At 48.5% G+C, this 16,224-nt stretch carries 15 protein-coding genes; 8 read left to right on the plus strand and 7 right to left on the minus strand.

Annotated elements, in window-relative coordinates:
• The first annotated feature begins 109 nt into the window (after nucleotides 1-109).
• Nucleotides 110-1,006 (plus strand): helix-turn-helix domain-containing protein, encoded by an 897-nt coding sequence (locus MH144_RS13945; protein WP_239301010.1) that lies wholly within the window; start codon nucleotides 110-112, stop codon nucleotides 1,004-1,006.
• Nucleotides 1,007-1,105: 99 nt separating this feature from the next.
• Here the strand turns inward: MH144_RS13945 and MH144_RS13950 are convergent, their stop codons facing one another.
• Both MH144_RS13950 and MH144_RS13955 read right to left on the minus strand, forming a co-directional pair.
• Nucleotides 1,106-1,951: an aldo/keto reductase gene (locus tag MH144_RS13950; protein WP_239301012.1), complete on the minus strand. Its 846-nt coding sequence runs from the start codon at nucleotides 1,949-1,951 to the stop codon at nucleotides 1,106-1,108.
• Nucleotides 1,952-2,169: 218 nt separating this feature from the next.
• Nucleotides 2,170-3,357 carry an MFS transporter gene (locus MH144_RS13955; protein ID WP_239301014.1) on the minus strand — a complete coding sequence of 396 codons (1,188 nt, stop codon included), beginning with the start codon at nucleotides 3,355-3,357 and terminating at the stop codon, nucleotides 2,170-2,172.
• Nucleotides 3,358-3,524: 167 nt separating this feature from the next.
• On the opposite strand from MH144_RS13955, the gene MH144_RS13960 reads away from it, so the two are divergent.
• From MH144_RS13960 to MH144_RS13970, 3 genes are all read left to right on the plus strand, one after another.
• A complete protein-coding gene (locus tag MH144_RS13960; protein ID WP_239301016.1) occupies nucleotides 3,525-3,923 on the plus strand; it encodes a winged helix-turn-helix transcriptional regulator in 399 nt (132 codons plus the stop codon).
• Nucleotides 3,920-4,597: a TIGR00266 family protein gene (locus MH144_RS13965; protein WP_239301018.1), complete on the plus strand. Its 678-nt coding sequence runs from the start codon at nucleotides 3,920-3,922 to the stop codon at nucleotides 4,595-4,597. Before MH144_RS13960 ends, MH144_RS13965 begins: the two co-directional genes overlap by 4 nt.
• Before the next feature lie 81 nt (nucleotides 4,598-4,678).
• Complete coding sequence (locus tag MH144_RS13970) at nucleotides 4,679-5,134, plus strand: MarR family winged helix-turn-helix transcriptional regulator (RefSeq protein ID WP_239301027.1); 456 nt, start codon at nucleotides 4,679-4,681, stop codon at nucleotides 5,132-5,134.
• Between the two features lie 147 nt (nucleotides 5,135-5,281).
• Here the strand turns inward: MH144_RS13970 and MH144_RS13975 are convergent, their stop codons facing one another.
• Nucleotides 5,282-6,256, minus strand: a complete 975-nt coding sequence (locus tag MH144_RS13975) for an aldo/keto reductase (protein ID WP_239301037.1) — start codon at nucleotides 6,254-6,256, stop codon at nucleotides 5,282-5,284.
• Nucleotides 6,257-6,368: 112 nt separating this feature from the next.
• Between MH144_RS13975 and MH144_RS13980 the strand changes: the two genes are divergently transcribed.
• Both MH144_RS13980 and MH144_RS13985 read left to right on the plus strand, forming a co-directional pair.
• Nucleotides 6,369-7,415 carry an LCP family protein gene (locus MH144_RS13980; protein ID WP_343226062.1) on the plus strand — a complete coding sequence of 349 codons (1,047 nt, stop codon included), beginning with the start codon at nucleotides 6,369-6,371 and terminating at the stop codon, nucleotides 7,413-7,415.
• 203 nt (nucleotides 7,416-7,618) lie between these two features.
• Complete coding sequence (locus tag MH144_RS13985; protein WP_239301039.1) at nucleotides 7,619-10,195, plus strand: DUF2339 domain-containing protein; 2,577 nt, start codon at nucleotides 7,619-7,621, stop codon at nucleotides 10,193-10,195.
• Between the two features lie 178 nt (nucleotides 10,196-10,373).
• Here the strand turns inward: MH144_RS13985 and MH144_RS13990 are convergent, their stop codons facing one another.
• Nucleotides 10,374-10,529 (minus strand): hypothetical protein, encoded by a 156-nt coding sequence (locus MH144_RS13990; protein WP_153980384.1) that lies wholly within the window; start codon nucleotides 10,527-10,529, stop codon nucleotides 10,374-10,376.
• 211 nt (nucleotides 10,530-10,740) lie between these two features.
• Between MH144_RS13990 and MH144_RS13995 the strand changes: the two genes are divergently transcribed.
• Together MH144_RS13995 and MH144_RS14000 are read left to right on the plus strand one after the other, a co-directional pair.
• Nucleotides 10,741-11,430 carry an FHA domain-containing protein gene (locus tag MH144_RS13995; RefSeq protein ID WP_239301049.1) on the plus strand — a complete coding sequence of 230 codons (690 nt, stop codon included), beginning with the start codon at nucleotides 10,741-10,743 and terminating at the stop codon, nucleotides 11,428-11,430.
• A gap of 29 nt (nucleotides 11,431-11,459) precedes the next feature.
• Complete coding sequence (locus MH144_RS14000; protein ID WP_239301051.1) at nucleotides 11,460-12,038, plus strand: class I SAM-dependent methyltransferase; 579 nt, start codon at nucleotides 11,460-11,462, stop codon at nucleotides 12,036-12,038.
• Nucleotides 12,039-12,203: 165 nt separating this feature from the next.
• Here the strand turns inward: MH144_RS14000 and MH144_RS14005 are convergent, their stop codons facing one another.
• From MH144_RS14005 to MH144_RS14015, 3 genes are read right to left on the minus strand one after another with little or no spacing between them, the layout of a single operon-like run.
• The gene (locus tag MH144_RS14005; protein ID WP_239301053.1) at nucleotides 12,204-14,537 is read right to left on the minus strand and encodes a carbohydrate-binding domain-containing protein; all 2,334 of its coding nucleotides are present in this window, start codon (nucleotides 14,535-14,537) and stop codon (nucleotides 12,204-12,206) included.
• A gap of 34 nt (nucleotides 14,538-14,571) precedes the next feature.
• A complete protein-coding gene (locus MH144_RS14010; protein ID WP_239301055.1) occupies nucleotides 14,572-15,252 on the minus strand; it encodes a DUF4956 domain-containing protein in 681 nt (226 codons plus the stop codon).
• Nucleotides 15,245-16,063 carry a polyphosphate polymerase domain-containing protein gene (locus tag MH144_RS14015; RefSeq protein WP_095290755.1) on the minus strand — a complete coding sequence of 273 codons (819 nt, stop codon included), beginning with the start codon at nucleotides 16,061-16,063 and terminating at the stop codon, nucleotides 15,245-15,247. Before MH144_RS14015 ends, MH144_RS14010 begins: the two co-directional genes overlap by 8 nt.
• Nucleotides 16,064-16,224: the final 161 nt, after the last annotated feature.

Below are 16,224 nucleotides of genomic sequence, written 5' to 3' on the forward strand. Positions count from 1 at the left end.
ACCTCGAATTATTTTTTATCATGATAAAAGATTCAGACAGCCATTGTCTTTGCGAAAAGTGCTTGGAAAGTGAGCACGATTTGCTATAATGTCTGCAGGTGAGGAAACGATGGAATTAAACATGATGTTGAATGGATTGGAATTGTGGAAGGCTTCAGGTGGTTTCTCCAATGAACCCCATGTGCATGATGACTGGTATCAGGTTACATTGCCAGTAAGAGGCGAGTGTCATCTGGTGCAGGAGCAGCAGGCTTATCCTCTGCAAGCAGGACAGGGCATAATTGCCCATCCCCAGACGGAGCACTTTTTCGAGATTGGTTCAGATTCGGCAGTTATCGTTATCAAGTTCCGCAATCCGCCAGGAGGTGGCTTAGGGGAATTAGATCGAAGAAGGGCGCAGACCGAATTTCGGCCCACACAAATCTTCGACCCAGCTGAAATCAGCAGACTGTTCCGAGGTTGGAGTGCCCTTTTGCTGGACGACGCGCCTGAATCGTTGCAAATACAGGAAATCGAATTAGCCGTAGAGACATATCTTTCACAAGTGCTGTCTGGTGCACAACAGAATAGAGGTAGTCTGACGATGGCAACCGCAGGAACTGAAGCCACTGGGGGTGCCGGGTCGAATCTGGTTTGTGAGCAACTTCAGAATTTGTTTGAGCGAACAACCAGCAACGGAGGCGCGTTCATTGATCCCCATCTCCGGCGCGTGCTGGAGTATATACACAGTGACTATACAAGTTCGATGGACATTGATTCTATGGCGGCAATAGCGCACCAGAGCAGATATCACTTTATGCGCTCCTTCAAAGCATTGACAGGTTCAACACCGTATCAGTATGTGCTGCATTTGCGTGTGGAGGAAGCCACCAGACGACTGCGTCTTACGACAGATTCAGTGACCACAATTAGCTTTTGGCTGGGATTCTCCAATGTCAGTCAGTTCTATAGAGTGTTTCAGCGAATAAAGGGTGTAACACCGATGGAGTATCGGAACCAGGTGTAGAGTTTGAAGTACTTGGCTCTGACTTTTCAGTCTAATATCTGAAAAAGCCCCCATCCCCCGCATATGGCGAGGGAATGGAGGCTTTTTGCTTCATTCAACTTAGAAATCAAAGTTGTCCGGGTCTGGTCCAACACGAACATCTTCGTTGAGGGCGCTGATCCGATCCATCTCATCGTTGGACAATTCAAAGTCGAAGATGGAAGAGTTCTCAATGATCCGATTTTCCTTAGTGGACTTCGGAATGGTAATGACACCGTTCTGAAGATCCCAGCGCAGGATAACTTGTGCCACGGATTTGCCTTTGGCTGAAGCAATCTCAGTAAGCACAGGGTTGTCCAGCAGTTGACCCTGCATCAGCGGTGACCAGGCTTCAAGCTGAATACCATGTTTCTCACAGAAGGCTTTGAGTTCGGCCTGAGTAAGGCGAGGATGATACTCGACTTGGTTAACCATTGGTTTCACTTGGGCATCCTGCATCAGGTCTTCAAGGTGATGGATCTGGAAGTTACTTACGCCAATCGCTTTGATCCGGCCTGCAGCATAGAGCTCTTCCATGGCTTTCCAAGCACCTTTGTATTTGCCTGCTTTTGGCCAGTGAATCAGGTACAGATCCAGATATTCCAGACCCAGCTTGTTCAAAGTTGTATCGAAGGCTGCAAGAGTCTCTTCATATCCAAGGTCTGCAGTCCAGGCTTTGGATGTGACAAACAGTTCTTCGCGCTTCAGGTTATTTTCTTTCAACGCTTCGGCAATCGCTTGTCCGACACCGGATTCGTTACCGTATATTGCGGCAGTGTCGATGCTGCGGTAGCCATGCTGGATTGCTTTTTTGACCGCTTCAATCAATTCCGCGCCTTCTTCTACTTTAAATACTCCTAGTCCAAACCAAGGCATTTGAACGCCGTTATGCAAAGCTACTGTAGATTGTAAGTGTTGTGCTGTCATGTGATGTCCTCCTAAGTGTGTTCGTAATTCAAAAAAAGTAATTCTCAGATCGTTCAATCTGATCCCGCAAAATTAAATGAGGGTAGATTAAATAGGGTCCAACGTACTATAATACTATACCATACGAAACCGGTTCCTTTAAACGAGGGCTCATGAGTCGCCAACGTGATCAGACCGAGAATTCAATTTTCGGTGTATCTTTTCCTAATATAGAATGCTTATGCAACTGATGATCTGCGTTCAAGGACTCTAGCCCATCCTGTCAGAAGAACGGCGGCAAGAACCATAATTGCACCGACCCAAGTCGTATGCACGAGCCCAATGGAGTCGGTAATGACTCCGCCCAGATATGCGCCTATGGCGATACCCGCATTAAAGGCAGCGATGTTGAAGGCGGAAGCTACATCCTTAGCCTGTGGCGCATAGCGTTCTGCAAGCGTTACGACATACATCTGAAGTCCGGGTACATTCATGAAGGCAAGCAGACCCATGCCGAGAATGGTGAGCAGTGCTGCCAGCTTGAACGGTACGGTAAAGTACAGTATGCCCAGAATGATCGTCTGAACGATAAACATATAAAATAATGCCTTCAGCGGATTACGGTTGGCCGCTTTGCCCCCAATGATATTGCCGATCGCGATGGCGATTCCGTATAACAACAGAATGGCTGCCACGGTTTGCTCGGAATATCCACTAATATCATGCAGAAGCGGGGACAGGTACGTGAAAACGACGAATGTACCTCCGTACCCAACCGCTGTGATTGCAAATGCCAGCAGCAGTCTTCCTCCCGTTACAAGCTTCAATTGGTCACGGAATGCTGTGCGTGTTCCGCGCTGCAGCGTGGAAGGAACAAGTACCATATTACCAATAAGGGCAATGATGCCGACAATAACAATGAGAATAAATGCAGCACGCCAGCCTAAGTGTTGACCGATCAGTGTACCCAGAGGTACTCCGGTCACGGTAGCAATGGTCAGGCCCGAGAACATAATGGCAATGGCACTGGCCCGCCGGTTTGCTGGCACAAGGTCAGCCGCTATGGTGGAACCGATGGACATAAACACCCCATGTGACAGGGCTGAAACAATCCGGGCTATAAGCAGCATTGTAATGCCGCTTGATAGCGCGGCCATCGTATTGCCTGCAATGAAAACAACCATGATGGCCATCAACAGTGTCTTGCGTGACACAGTTGAAGTTAATGAGGTCAGGATGGGCGCCCCGAAGGTTACACCGAGCGCATATAAAGTAACGGTCAGTCCCGCTGTAGTTACGGAAATGCCCAGGTCACCCGCAATGAGTGGCAGCAGTCCAACACTGATAAACTCAGTGGTGCCGATGGCAAATGCACTAATTGCCAGAGCAAGTAGGGCCCAGGTGCTGCGTTTTGAATCTTGTACCATGTTTCTTGTTCAACTCCCCGAATGTAGATTTACGTACCGGCAAATGCTATTATGAATTATTCGGTATAAAATGAATAGTACGTACTTTTTAGTACCATACGTACTTTTTGGTGCCTATATAGATAAGCTTGGCGAGTTCATCAGATGATTAGGGGAGGAAGCATATAATGAACAGAAAAAAATACAATATCTCGGTCGAGGCTACACTTGAGGTGATCGGCGGCAAGTGGAAGTGTGTCATTCTCTGTCATCTTACGCATGGCAAAAAACGCACCAGTGATCTTAAGCGTATTATGCCCGCCATTACCCAAAAGATGTTAACTCAGCAGCTTCGGGAGCTGGAGGATGACGGAATCGTGAAGCGGATCGTCTATAATCAGGTCCCGCCCAAGGTAGAGTATGAGCTCAGTGAATATGGCTGGAGTCTGGAGCCGATTCTGAATGCACTATGCAATTGGGGAGAGCAGCATATCGTGAAGGAGTACGGGGACAAATCAGCAATGCTCGAGGACAATGGATTGAACCATTTTGATTCGGATGAAAATAAGGAGCTGATCAAGCAATGAATTATGAGATTTTGCATGAAGGTGCTTTTGCCATGCTCAAGGTTCGTTTGCAGCGCGGAGAGCGATTCAAGGCAGAGAGCGGCGCCATGGTATCCATGACACCGACGGTTCAGCTGAAAGGATCTGCGGAGGGCGGCATGTTTGCTGGATTCGGCAGAATGATCAGCGGGGAGAAGTTCTTTTTTCAAGAGTTAACCGCTGTAGGAGGGCCTGCAGAGATTTTGCTGTCACCTTCCACCATGGGCGGTGTGGAGGCCGTTGAGCTGGATGGCTCCTATTCTTTGTATGTGCAGAAGGATGGATTTTTGGCCGGGACAGAAGGCATTCAGGTAAATAGTAAAATGCAAAACCTGAAGAAGGGTCTCTTCTCGGGAGAGGGTTTCTTCATTGTTGAGATCAGCGGGAGAGGCACGGTATTTCTGTCTTCTTATGGTGCAATTCACGCCATTCATCTGGCAGCTGGAGAAGAAGTCATTGTGGATAATGCGCACCTGGTTGCCTGGCCTCAATATATGGAGTATCATATCGAAAAAGCGTCGCAGGGCTGGTTATCCAGTGTGACCAGTGGTGAAGGACTGGTATGCCGATTCAGAGGTGAGGGTACAGTCCTGATCCAGAGCCGTAATCCGCAGGGATTCGGACAATGGGTGAAGCAGTTCATCCCTTCCCGCTGACAATTAGTCAGCAACCCGATTAACTCTACAATGCACCGCATACAACAAGTCCCAAGGCATCAGTGATGGAGGAATAATGAGATGAGTTCACAGTATAAAAACGCACATGAAAGTCCAGGACATCTGCTGTGGCAGGTTACAACGATGTGGCAGAAGGAAGTCCGCAGGGTGCTTGATCCATTGGGATTAACCCCGCCGCAATTTGTACTTCTGCATGGCTGCTTATGGCTGAATGAGAGAGATACAGAAGGAAAAGGCGTAACGCAGGTTCAGCTTGCGCATTTCGCCAACGTGGATGTGAATGTCACTTCTCAGGTTCTTCGAGCGCTTGAAAAGCGCGGATTGATCCATCGCAGTCGCCATCAGACCGATACCCGTGCGAACATCATTACTACAACGCCAGAAGGCACGGAGCTGGCCAACCGGGGAATTCAGCTTGTTGAAGAGGCTGACAGACAGTTTTTTGACCTGGTAAGCGATCATAAGGAAGAGTACATGGATATTATGCGGGAACTTATCAAAAATAAATCGGAATAGTCGTTGTATGGCATCCTACAATTTATTGAACTCATATATGATATACCCATCGAAGCAAGGTAAGATGAGTTGGCACCTGGCCTTCTACATACAGACATTGAAAACCTCCCCGACCATGAGCCGGGGAGGTTTTTTTATAAACTTCTTCTAATTCAGTCGATATGAGGCGAACGGCTCGCCATGACGAAACGAGTCACTAAGTTGATCCAGCTCCGTAATCATGTCCGGCGTAAGCTCCAGGCTTAAACTAGCCAGGTTATGCTCCAGCTGTTCGGTACGCGTGGCACCAACGATTACCGTCGAAACGGCTGGACGAGCCAGCAACCAGGCGAGCGACAGAACACTTGGAGAGCAGCCGTATTCTGCTGCTTTCTCGCTTACCTGCTCTCCTAATCTGACATTGTGCTCGAGCAGGAACCGGTTGAAGGATGGATCCGTATCGGCCCGGGAGCCCGAAGGAATACCAGCTTGTCCATTATATTTGCCAGTCAGAATACCGCCAGCAAGTGGGAAATAGGGGATAATTCCGACGCCTTGATCAAGACACATTGGTACCAGTTCCAGCTCTGGGGTGCGGTCTGCCAAGGAATAGCTAGTTTGAGTGGAAATATAGCGCACATGACCTTTTAGTTCGCTGATGCCGAGAGCTTTCATGAGTTCCCAGGCTGCATAGTTGGAGGCCCCGATATAGCGGACTTTACCGGAGGAGACCATGTCATCCAGTGTTCGCAAGGTTTCCTCCAGAGGAGTGTGCGGATCAAATGTGTGGATCTGGTAGAGATCCACGTAGTCCGTCTGCAGACGCCGGAGGCTCTGTTCCAGTTCTTGCTGCAGATGATAGCGGGAGGAACCCCGCCCATGAGGACCATCATGCCGGGGAAGTCCGGCTTTGGTTGCGAGCACAGCGTTTTCCCGCCGCCCCTGTAGGGCCTGTCCAATAATTCGTTCCGATTCGGTTCCAGCGTAGATGTTGGCGGTATCGATAAAGTTGATTCCCTGATCCAGTGCTGCATGAATAATGCGGGTTGAAGCCGCGTCATCTGCACGTTTACCAAAAGCATTCGTGCCGAGCCCAAGTGCAGATACACGCAAGCCGCTGTTGCCTAAACGTCGATATTCCATTCCTCATCGCTCCTTCTGTGTCAGTTCTTGTATAGCAGATTATAACGTAATCTATTGAAAACGTGTTATTAATATAGTTAAATGATTCTAAGAACCCGTTATTAAAGGAGATATGATGGAGAACAGTGCTGCACATTTAACCCGCCGGAAGCCGAAGAAACCGAAGAAGAGATGGAAGAAACCACTAATCATTACCCTAAGTGTGCTGATCGTGCTGGGAGGACTTGGATATGTCTACCAAAAACAACTTGTGCTGCTGGCATTTGACCTATTTGCCTCAGGTACAGTGAAGGAAGCCCTTGATGATTCCTACAAACCGGTTGGAGATCAGAATGCAGAAGTTCCTGTGGTACAACACACCGACCCATTCTCGCTACTGCTGCTGGGGATTGATCAACGGGATAACGAACCAAGCCGTTCGGATACGATCATCTATTCCGTTGTGCGTCCGGAAGACAATAAAGTGCTGCTGCTGTCCATTCCGCGAGACTCCTATACCGAGATTGTCGGGCGGGATGTAAAATCAAAGATTAATTCAGCCTATGCCCATGGCGAAGCCAAGATGGCTATGGATACGGTAGAGAATCTGCTGGAGAACAAGGTGGACTTCTATGCCGCAATTAATTTTAACGGACTTAAGGATATTGTCGATGCGGTTGGCGGCGTGGAGCTGCCGATTAAGAAAAATATCGAGAACAAGCTCAAGAGTCATGAGAAGCTATTCGTGGAGGCCAATAAACCCATCTATAGCGGCGAAGAAGCTCTTGGCTATGTCAGATACCGGGAGGACTCCGATTTTAACCGGACGATGCGCCACCGAATTTTCCTGAGCGCGTTCATGAATCGGGCGTTGGAGGTCAAAAATCTGACCAAGATCCCGGACGTCATCAAGATTGCCGGATCGAATTTTACAACGAATATGAGCTCGGATTTCATCGTGAATTTTGCCGAGTCCTTATATATGAAAGACAGTGCGCCAACAATCAGCAACTATATGCTGAAAGGTGACGGCGCAACCCGCAGTGGAACTTGGTATTATGATCTATCGGAGGATGATCTGCAGCATGTGCGGACCATGCTCAGCAATTGGCTGGACCCGGATGCCACCGAAATTATGGAACCTGAATCCGCAGATGGGGAAGAGAAAGATGCCGCATAAAGCCTTTATCATGTAGAATTATCTTAAGTTGTGTAACCCCGAGGAGCGAGCTTGCTTCCCGGGGTTTTTGCTGTGCATTTATCGCGGGTTAGGGTGCTCTTGGATGAGAAGATGCAACCTATCTCAATCTAGAGGATCATTTCATGGCATATGTATAGTAAAATATAGGGAAACACATCAACATCAACCAATGGAGGAACCTTATGAAGGACTTCAAGGACCGACTTCGCCAGGTTCAGGAACAGCAGAGGCAGCTGGTGAAAGAATACAACACGCTGCTTCAGGACTATCAGTCCGATGACCTGATTGTGCAGAATGAACAGCTTCGTGAGCAGGTGAATGCACATGAGCTGAAGCTGCGTCAGATCGAGGCACGTGCACGCAAGATGGAGGAGGAGAATGCCCGTCTTCGGATGGCGTTGTCTGAACAGATGCTGGATGAGAAACTGAATCTCATTCGCGTATCCCAAGAGAAAATGGAGACATACTTCCGCGGGAAAACAGCTGTACATAATGACCGGTTAGAAGCTCACGAACATCGTACCAAAATAAACATGAACGCTCTATTCAATAAGGCTTCGGAGGAGCTTCAGGAAGATGCGATGGAGTTCAAGGAGAGGATTGCTTATCTTGCTGCAGAGGTGAAGGAAAGCATCGAACGGCGTAGACAAACGCTACAAGAGCGGGAAGAAGCGGTTCGTAGGCAGATGCAGCTTGGCTATGAGCATATGGCAGAGGAAGGTTTGAGTGAAGAAACCATTCAGCGCCGAATTCGTCAGAACCGGATGGAGATGAAGATTGGGCTAAGCTGGATCAACAAGGTTGCCATCCTGCTTATTATTCTTGGCGTTGGTGCAGCGTTCCAGTATTCGTACTCCACGTGGTTCAATGATGAGATGAAGGGCGGTGCGTTCTTCCTGCTCGGCGTGCTGATGCTTGCCGGAGGGGAGTGGCTGTTTCGGCGGAAACGTCAGACGTTTGCGATGGGATTACTCGGAGGCGGAATCTCGGTACTGTTCGGCTCTATTTTCTACAGTTATTTTCTGCTCCATATTATCGGTCTATATACGGGTCTTGGCCTTTCTGTCCTTGTATCGGCGGTGTCCGTCCTGCTATCGCTAAGATATCAGTCGAGGACGATCTGCTCGCTTGGTCTGGTGGGCGGTTATCTGCCCCTGTTCTCGTATATGGCCTATTTCGGTCTCAGCGGGAACTCCGTGTATGTTGCCATGGTCTATTTGCTGCTTCTTAACGGCATAATTGTACTCATTTCCTTCGGCAAACGTTGGCCGATCGTGCATTATATCAGTTTTCTGTTTAATACACCGTCCATGTTGATCCTCCTGTGGCTATCGCCGAACAACGTTGTGGGTATGGTGTACTCTGTTGCTACGTTTGCATTATATCTGGGAATTACACTCGCGTATCCATTCAAACATCGGGTCAAACTGACCTGGTGGGACTTCGCCCTGCTGGCTATGAATACGAGCATCAGCTGTCTGATGCTGTATGTACTATTTGACGCAGAAGGCTGGGAGGATGCGCAGGGATTGCTGGCGCTTGTATTCTCCCTGGTGTATGTTGGACTCGCCGGGTGGGTACAGCGCAATATGGTTCAGGAGAAACAAACCATACTATTGTTCTATATCACATCCTTGACCTTTGCCATTCTGATGATTCCGTTCCAGTTTGGGGCGAAGTGGCTGTCCATGGGATGGTTAATCGAGGGGATTTTGCTTGTTATCCTAGGTCATCTGAAACAGTTCAGGTCAGTAGAACGTGCGGGGTGGGGCGTTGTAATCCTGTGTGTGTTCACCTTCGTATATTATGATGTGCTGGTGCTATACATGGTGGGAGAGCAATCCTATTTTATGCTGAAATACTCCTGTATTACGCTGGGTGCCCTTTTGATTACATCGTATTATGCCATGGTCGGCAGCGGGAAAGGGCTATTGTCCAAAACCAAAATTCATTATAGTGAGCTGGAGCTTGGCATGCTGAATATATTCAAGTATGTCACCCTCGGAAACCTATGGATATATGTTCTGTACGAGTCTAATGAACTCTATACCCGAGCAGTTAATGAGACATTCCTGCTCTACATGTTCTACAAATGGTTGATGTTTGCTGCATTAACCATCGCGCTGGCGTATGCCTTAAGCCGAGCTAAGTTATTCCATGACCAGATGGTGAAGTACTACACAACCTTTCTGCATGCAGCAGGCTGCTGTATTGCACTTGCAGTAACGTTGTCCATGCCGGCACTCGATCCTGGAGCACAGCAGCATACGGCTGCAGAGATTGTGGGATTGCTGGTTCTGATTATTTTTAATATTGGCGTGTTTTTCGCTGGAAGAGACTTGTTGATTGCGGGCATACGCGGACAGTTCAAGAGCGTGGAGTGGTACCCGGTCATGGCGGGAATCTACCTGCTGGGTGTCATCACGGTCTTCCTGACGGTGCAGTTTCAATGGGGAGACATCGGTCTGATGTTCAGCTTGATGTATCTGCTGCTGGCGATTCTCTATATTGCGTACGGATTCCGTAGGAGATACGTCATGATTCGTCGTCTCGGACTCGGTCTGACCTTGTTCTCCACGGGGAAAATGGTGTTCTACGATGTCAGTTTGCTGACAACGGGCAGTAAAATTATCGCCTATTTTAGCTTCGGTGTGTTATTGCTGGGCATTTCGTATCTGTATCAGAAGGTATCCAGTCGGATGGAGGAAGCTCAGGCGAAGGAGACCCCGCCGATTGAAGAATCGGATCGGTCTGAGTAAGTGCTTTTTAAATATGAACAATCGTCAGATCGCAATTTCAATTGCAAATTTCTAAGCAAAGCAAACAGGCCTCTTCCCGCTGTGATGTCAGCGTGTAAGGGGCTTCTTCATGTGGACTTATGCGATTATGACATTGGTGAAACGTTTATTACATGGATCGCGTTATAATAGAGTAAGCTCACGGCTGTGTGTTCAGTTGCAGCCATGATGTTTCAGAGGCTGGCGTGCCGTTCAATAATTCGCTGCTTTCGTCTGTCATGCGTGACAGGACAGTTAGTGTAATGGACAGGGTGAAAGCGAGCAGTACGTATATGAAAATCTTCTTTTTGTTCATGATGATAACCCTCTCTTGTTGATTAGGCTGGATGAAAGATCGTTATGAGAAAAAAAGCACAACGTCTGGTATAGTAGAGAAACGAATACATCATTGCCTGTATACACTATATAAATAGCCAGCAATGCAAACAATGGAACAAATCTGATGAAGTTATCATTATTCTTGAAACGTATAGAGCTAGAGTGAAAATCGAAGGTGGGAGATGAACATGCGGGAGACGGCAAAAATCGTCATTCGTACACCTGGGCAGGAGAGCGACGGTTCATTTGCTTACGTAAGCCAGGGACGCTCCATTACGGTGGGACGTTATACGGGCGGCGGTGAATCGGACTTGTCCGTGTATAATCAGTTGATTTCGAAGCGGCACTGCCGCATTCATTATGATGCACAGCGTCAGCTGTGGGTTGAGGATCTGGATAGCAAAAATGGTACCGAATTGAACGGGCAGCGGCTCGTTCCCTATGAGAAATACCCATTTGCCGAAGGAGACATTCTGACCATGGTCAATGGCTTGATCCAGCTTCGGACGGAGGGTGATCTCGAAGAAACACGCGAATACCGTATATCCGATCTGCTGGGTGAAGGAATCCGGGTGCATGACCACCTGCAGACTGTACAGATTGGCGAGGTGGAAATTCCGCTCTCGAAAAAGGAGTTCCAGCTGTTCAAGCTGCTGTACAGTCAGTTGGATCATTTTGTGACGAGAGAGCAGATCGTTGGCCAGGTATGGCCTGAACGAAGCATGCTGGAGAGCGATTCGGTAGGGATCGATGAGATCAACTCGCTGATCTATCGGACTAACCGCAAGTTGGGTGTCCACTTTACGATCAAATCCGTCTATAAAAAGGGTGTATACATGAAGTCACATGTGCCTGGTGTGATGGGCGGCATGATGTAACCAGTCTGTATGAACAAAGGGATGAGGCCATGTTGATCATTCAATTCATTCCATGGCTGATTGCCGTGGTGACGCTAATCGCTGTAATATCTATTGTGCTGGTCAGCTGGAAAAATGGAATCTCGCCCATGCCCACATCGAGAATGGTCCGGCAGGTGGTCATTCAGGAGGTTAATCGCATTCCGGGTTATGGGGATATCATTGAAGCAGGTTCCGGCTGGGGGACGCTGGGCGTGGACATCGTCCGTCATTGTCCGGGCAAGCGTATTACGGGCATTGAGAATTCCGTCATTCCCTTCTGGTTCTCTCAAGTCATGTCCAGCATGATGATTGGATTCAGGAAAGCCAAGGGCGAGCGGAATTCACTGAAGGGGCGGCTGCGGTTCATACGCGGTGATATCTACAAGAGCTCCTATGAACATGCAGATGGTGTGGTCTGTTACCTATTTCCGGGTGCCATGACCCGGCTCGTGGACAAGTTTAGCCGGGAGCTTCCACCGGGGGCACGGGTTATCAGTGTATGTTTCGCACTTCCAGGCAAAGTTCCTCTCCGAACGATTACGTGCAAGGATGCTTTGCGTACGAAGGTTTATGTATACACATTTTGAAGAGAACGATGGTTTTACCTTTCCCCAACGGAAAGCAGTGTGATCCTGTCACCAAAAGATGACGAAAGAAGGCGCCGAACTCACTTCTACAGTGGATTCTGCGCCTTCTATTGTTATCCTGGACAGGCGATTTATTTTATACCGCTCCGCTCAGTGCGTCATTACTTATTTTGCAGAGTTTTCGGAGCCTGTCGCGCTTGTACTCGTACTTGTGCTGTCTGTCGTTGTTCCGGATTCCGTTCTGTTTCGTCCGCCGCCGAATCCACCTTGGCCGCGGCCTCCACCAGGACCACCCATGCCGGTATTGGCAGTGGTTACACCCGATTCATTCACCCAGGTAACGTTGCTAGTGGATTGGAAGGCAACCACTTTAGTGCCGCCACTGTACGTACCGTCTGTGTACAGGCCATCCGTAGCTGTACCAGTCGATGTTCCGCCAGAGTAGATCTCATAAGAGCCGTCTTCTTTCAGGTCTGGAGAGCTGATGACAACGGATTGATAATCTTTTGCCGGAGCAAAGGTCAGGATGTTGTTGCCATCGCTATCTTGTATGTGAACCAGCGTTCCTGCTTTTTGCGTTTCAGGGAATGTTATTACGATTGTGTTTTGAGTTGAACTCTCAGATGTACCTTGAGCCATACCGGAGCTTCCAGCTGCGACCAGATAGCCACCGCTCATCTCGAATGTACCGTCATAATCCAGTGGTCCGTTGCCATTATCGGTTGGTCCGTTCACAATCACGGTTCCGCCGGTCATGTAGATAGAGCCATTGGAATCAAGTCCATCGCCACCTGCATTGACAGTAAGGGATCCACCGTTAATGTGAAGCTCACTGTTTCCAGCAGATTCACCCGGCATACCACCTGGAGCACCACCTTGTGGACGAGTATTGCCACTAGCTGTGCTTTGATCTGCTTGATCCGTATCTGTAGTTGTTGAAGTTGTTCCAGTCGTCTCTGTTACAGAGATGTTGGAAGCGTCAGTTGTTTCTGCTGCTTGAGTGCTGTCTTCTTCTGTGGTAGCCGCAGTATCCGCAGTTGTCGCAGTGATGTCACCCGAAGCATTGACGCCATCATCTGAAGAAGTTACGTCTACATCACCATCATTCAGTGTTATTGTTGCTCCTTCAAGTCCTTCATAGCTCTTCGCAATGACGATCGTTCCACCGTTAATGGTGAGTGCCAGATCAGCGTGAATACCGTCATCGCCGGATTCCAGGGAGATCTCGCCATCGTTGATCGTTACATTGCTGTTGCTGTGCAGGGAATCATCCATGGAATCAATGGTGTACGTACCGCCATTAACGGTAAGATCTGCCCCCGCTTTAAGTGCTTTGGCACTTGTCGATTCTGTTTCTGTGGAAGTTGTTGCCGCAGCATCTGCATCCGAAGCAGTAGTCGATGTCTTATCAGCGGAACTTGCCGGTGCTGTACCTGCTGCATTCGTTCCATCCGCTGCCGGCATATCAGCAGGCGGTTCACCATCTGGCGGAGTACCCATGTCTGTTGGAGGTGTTCCACCACCCCAGCCGCCGCCACCGCCGCCGAATGGTCCCTCTTCTACTTTGGCTGGTGCATTGGCACTACCGCCGCCAGTTACGATGTTAAAGGTTCCGCCATCCGTAACGAGCGCAGTCTCAGCCTGAATACCATCGTTACCACTTTGGATATCGAATGTACCACCAGCGATGGCTACGAATCCTTTTTCGGCATCAGTATCGTTGGTCGATTTCATACCGTCGCCTTCAGCGTCAACCGTAATGGTACCATCTTGGACTGCAAGCATATCTTTGCCTTTGATGCCGTCGTCTGCTGCCTTGACGTTAATGGTGCCACTTACAATGATGAGATCATCTTTACTTGTGATCCCTTCATTGTAGTTACCTGTTACGTTGAGTTTACCTGTGCCGTTAAACGTCAGATCTGCTTTACTGAAGATGGCTGCATCGGGCTCATCCGTTGCATCATCAGCGTATACATAGGTTGTACCATCCGAAACGGCATTTTCCGTTCCTTCTTGCAGGGTAATCACAGCTTTGCCAGCTTCCTTAATGTAGATGGCCGCACTGTCGTTATCGTGAATGGTTGCCCCATTCAGCACGAGGTGAACGGTTCCTTTATCGGTTACATTCACTACAATCTGCCCGTCTGTCAGTTCCCCGCTAAGCACATACGTACCTGCCTCGGAGATGGTTACCGATCCGTTCGCCGCTTTGGCTCCGGAGCCGGTAACGGTTGCTGTCTTGCCGCTCAGTTTAATGGTTGTAGAGTCGGTTTCACTCCAGCTTACATTGGTATCGTCTGCATCCAGGGAGACCAGATCCGCATATTTGACGGAGGTCTGCTCACTAACAGAAACGGTTTTGGTTGTACCTGTTGTTGACGTTGCGGCGTTGGCGGTTGAGTTGGTTGCTGCTGGAGCACTGCATGCTGCAAGCATTGCGGTAATCATCGCTACGGACCATAACTTGCTGCCTGTAATCCATTTTTTATTCATCATGTATCGTTCCTCTCAATTTATAAAATGTCTCGAATTAATATTCCGGCGTTGGTGCCATGTTGAGGGAGATATCCAGATTTCCGTTGCGAGTACGGACGGCATCAAGGAATTCCTTCTGATTGACGTGTTGGCCAAGGTGAACCAGATAGACCAGTTCATACAAGCTGCCAAGTTCGGTTGTTCTCACTTTGTTCAACTGATAATCAACATTGAATTTTTTGAATACTTCATCAAAGGCTTCTTCATAGCTCAGGTTTTCAGGAATGGTGACTTTGAGCAATTTTTGTTGGCTCTTTTTGGCTCCGAATTTGAAATGGCTCAGAACAAACATCAGTACGCACAAGATGATGGTAAACATTACCGCGTATCCAAATGCGCCGACGCCGCAGGCAAGACCGGAAGCCATGGTGAACAAGACGTAGGAGATATCTTTTGGATCACCAGGCGCGCTTCGGAAACGGATGATTGAGAAGGCACCGGCTAAGCTGAAGGCGCGGGCTACGTTGCTGCCGATCAGCAGGATAATGATCGCAACGATAACAGGCAGGACAACCATGGTTAATGTGAAACTCTGTGAGTATGTGTTTGCATTGGTTTTCATGTAGGTGAGACTGATAATTGCACCCATAAGGATGGCTAGGCCAATTGTGATCACGGCGCTGCTGAATGTCAGCGTAGTGTCGGTTAGAGCAGAACTGAAAATGGAATCAAGCATATACTACACTCTCTCTTTCTATGATCGTTTGATTTGGTTTCATGGCAGGATCGAAGTCGGTACCCGGAACGAGGATTCGTTCGCCCTGGTAGTTCAGGTTCGTCGTTCTGACGAGGCGTTTGAATTCGTTGCCGTATTTGGAGAAGCCTACACGGTACAAGCCGTGTTCAGACAATAGCTGGGATAGCCAGAACGGAACGGTTTTTTCCGCCTTGACCTCCATCAGCCAGCGACCGTCCTCCACCAGTGGTTCGCCGTAGTCACCCTGTTCCAGCTTCAGATCGTATCTGCGGCTGCGGATATTGGTGTCAAAGGTGATGCGGAGATCGCGGCTGTTCTTATCGAACAATGCTTTGCGTTCATAGGCCAGATACACTTTCGGTTCCAGGTTGTATAAGCGAAGGAAGTATTCGATCTCATCAACAACCTGCTTGTTCATGTAGTCTGCCAGCTCAGGCGCCTGTCCCGTACGAACGAATTCGTAAGCCTCATCCAGCATCAAGGCCGTTCTTCTTTTGTTCACCAGGCCAAACACTTTCTTTTTGATCTCCAGATACACCTTGGCATTTTCTTCAGGTACCCCGTAAGCCCGCAATCTCAGCTTCTCTTTGTATTTGGGCTTGGAGAGGCTTGCGCGGATCAGGGAATCCTGCGGAGTATCGAAGTACAGGTTGCTGATGGAGTAGAACTCGTGTTTCTTGTTGTATGCGTCCAGCTCCATGTACTTCAGCAGATCACGGTAGAAACGTTCATATTGCTCATCGGTCAGAAGATACTTGCTCTCATATCGGTTGAATACTTCAATCGCCATTTAAGATTCATTCCTTTCATCCATGGGTTGTATGTTTTGTTTCATCGTGTATCACTTCCATGTCTGTATCTTAGAGCGCCAACCTTGAATGAATCTTAAATGATTTTACATTCCGTTGATCTTTTTTTACCTTCCTATAATAGTTCTCGTAAAATAAATGA

The organism is Paenibacillus sp. ACRRY (genome assembly GCF_022346995.1).
Taxonomy (GTDB): Bacteria; Bacillota; Bacilli; order Paenibacillales; family Paenibacillaceae; genus Paenibacillus.

What these genes read in the sequence shown, in the direction of transcription:
- MH144_RS13945 (WP_239301010.1), top strand. Translation starts at nt 110, where the DNA reads ATGGAATTAAACATGATGTTGAATGGATTGGAATTGTGGAAGGCTTCA.
- MH144_RS13950 (WP_239301012.1), bottom strand. Translation starts at nt 1,951, where the DNA reads ATGACAGCACAACACTTACAATCTACAGTAGCTTTGCATAACGGCGTT.
- MH144_RS13955 (WP_239301014.1), bottom strand. Translation starts at nt 3,357, where the DNA reads ATGGTACAAGATTCAAAACGCAGCACCTGGGCCCTACTTGCTCTGGCA.
- MH144_RS13960 (WP_239301016.1), top strand. Translation starts at nt 3,525, where the DNA reads ATGAACAGAAAAAAATACAATATCTCGGTCGAGGCTACACTTGAGGTG.
- MH144_RS13965 (WP_239301018.1), top strand. Translation starts at nt 3,920, where the DNA reads ATGAATTATGAGATTTTGCATGAAGGTGCTTTTGCCATGCTCAAGGTT.
- MH144_RS13970 (WP_239301027.1), top strand. Translation starts at nt 4,679, where the DNA reads ATGAGTTCACAGTATAAAAACGCACATGAAAGTCCAGGACATCTGCTG.
- MH144_RS13975 (WP_239301037.1), bottom strand. Translation starts at nt 6,256, where the DNA reads ATGGAATATCGACGTTTAGGCAACAGCGGCTTGCGTGTATCTGCACTT.
- MH144_RS13980 (WP_343226062.1), top strand. Translation starts at nt 6,369, where the DNA reads ATGATGGAGAACAGTGCTGCACATTTAACCCGCCGGAAGCCGAAGAAA.
- MH144_RS13985 (WP_239301039.1), top strand. Translation starts at nt 7,619, where the DNA reads ATGAAGGACTTCAAGGACCGACTTCGCCAGGTTCAGGAACAGCAGAGG.
- MH144_RS13990 (WP_153980384.1), bottom strand. Translation starts at nt 10,529, where the DNA reads ATGAACAAAAAGAAGATTTTCATATACGTACTGCTCGCTTTCACCCTG.
- MH144_RS13995 (WP_239301049.1), top strand. Translation starts at nt 10,741, where the DNA reads ATGCGGGAGACGGCAAAAATCGTCATTCGTACACCTGGGCAGGAGAGC.
- MH144_RS14000 (WP_239301051.1), top strand. Translation starts at nt 11,460, where the DNA reads ATGTTGATCATTCAATTCATTCCATGGCTGATTGCCGTGGTGACGCTA.
- MH144_RS14005 (WP_239301053.1), bottom strand. Translation starts at nt 14,537, where the DNA reads ATGATGAATAAAAAATGGATTACAGGCAGCAAGTTATGGTCCGTAGCG.
- MH144_RS14010 (WP_239301055.1), bottom strand. Translation starts at nt 15,252, where the DNA reads ATGCTTGATTCCATTTTCAGTTCTGCTCTAACCGACACTACGCTGACA.
- MH144_RS14015 (WP_095290755.1), bottom strand. Translation starts at nt 16,063, where the DNA reads ATGGCGATTGAAGTATTCAACCGATATGAGAGCAAGTATCTTCTGACC.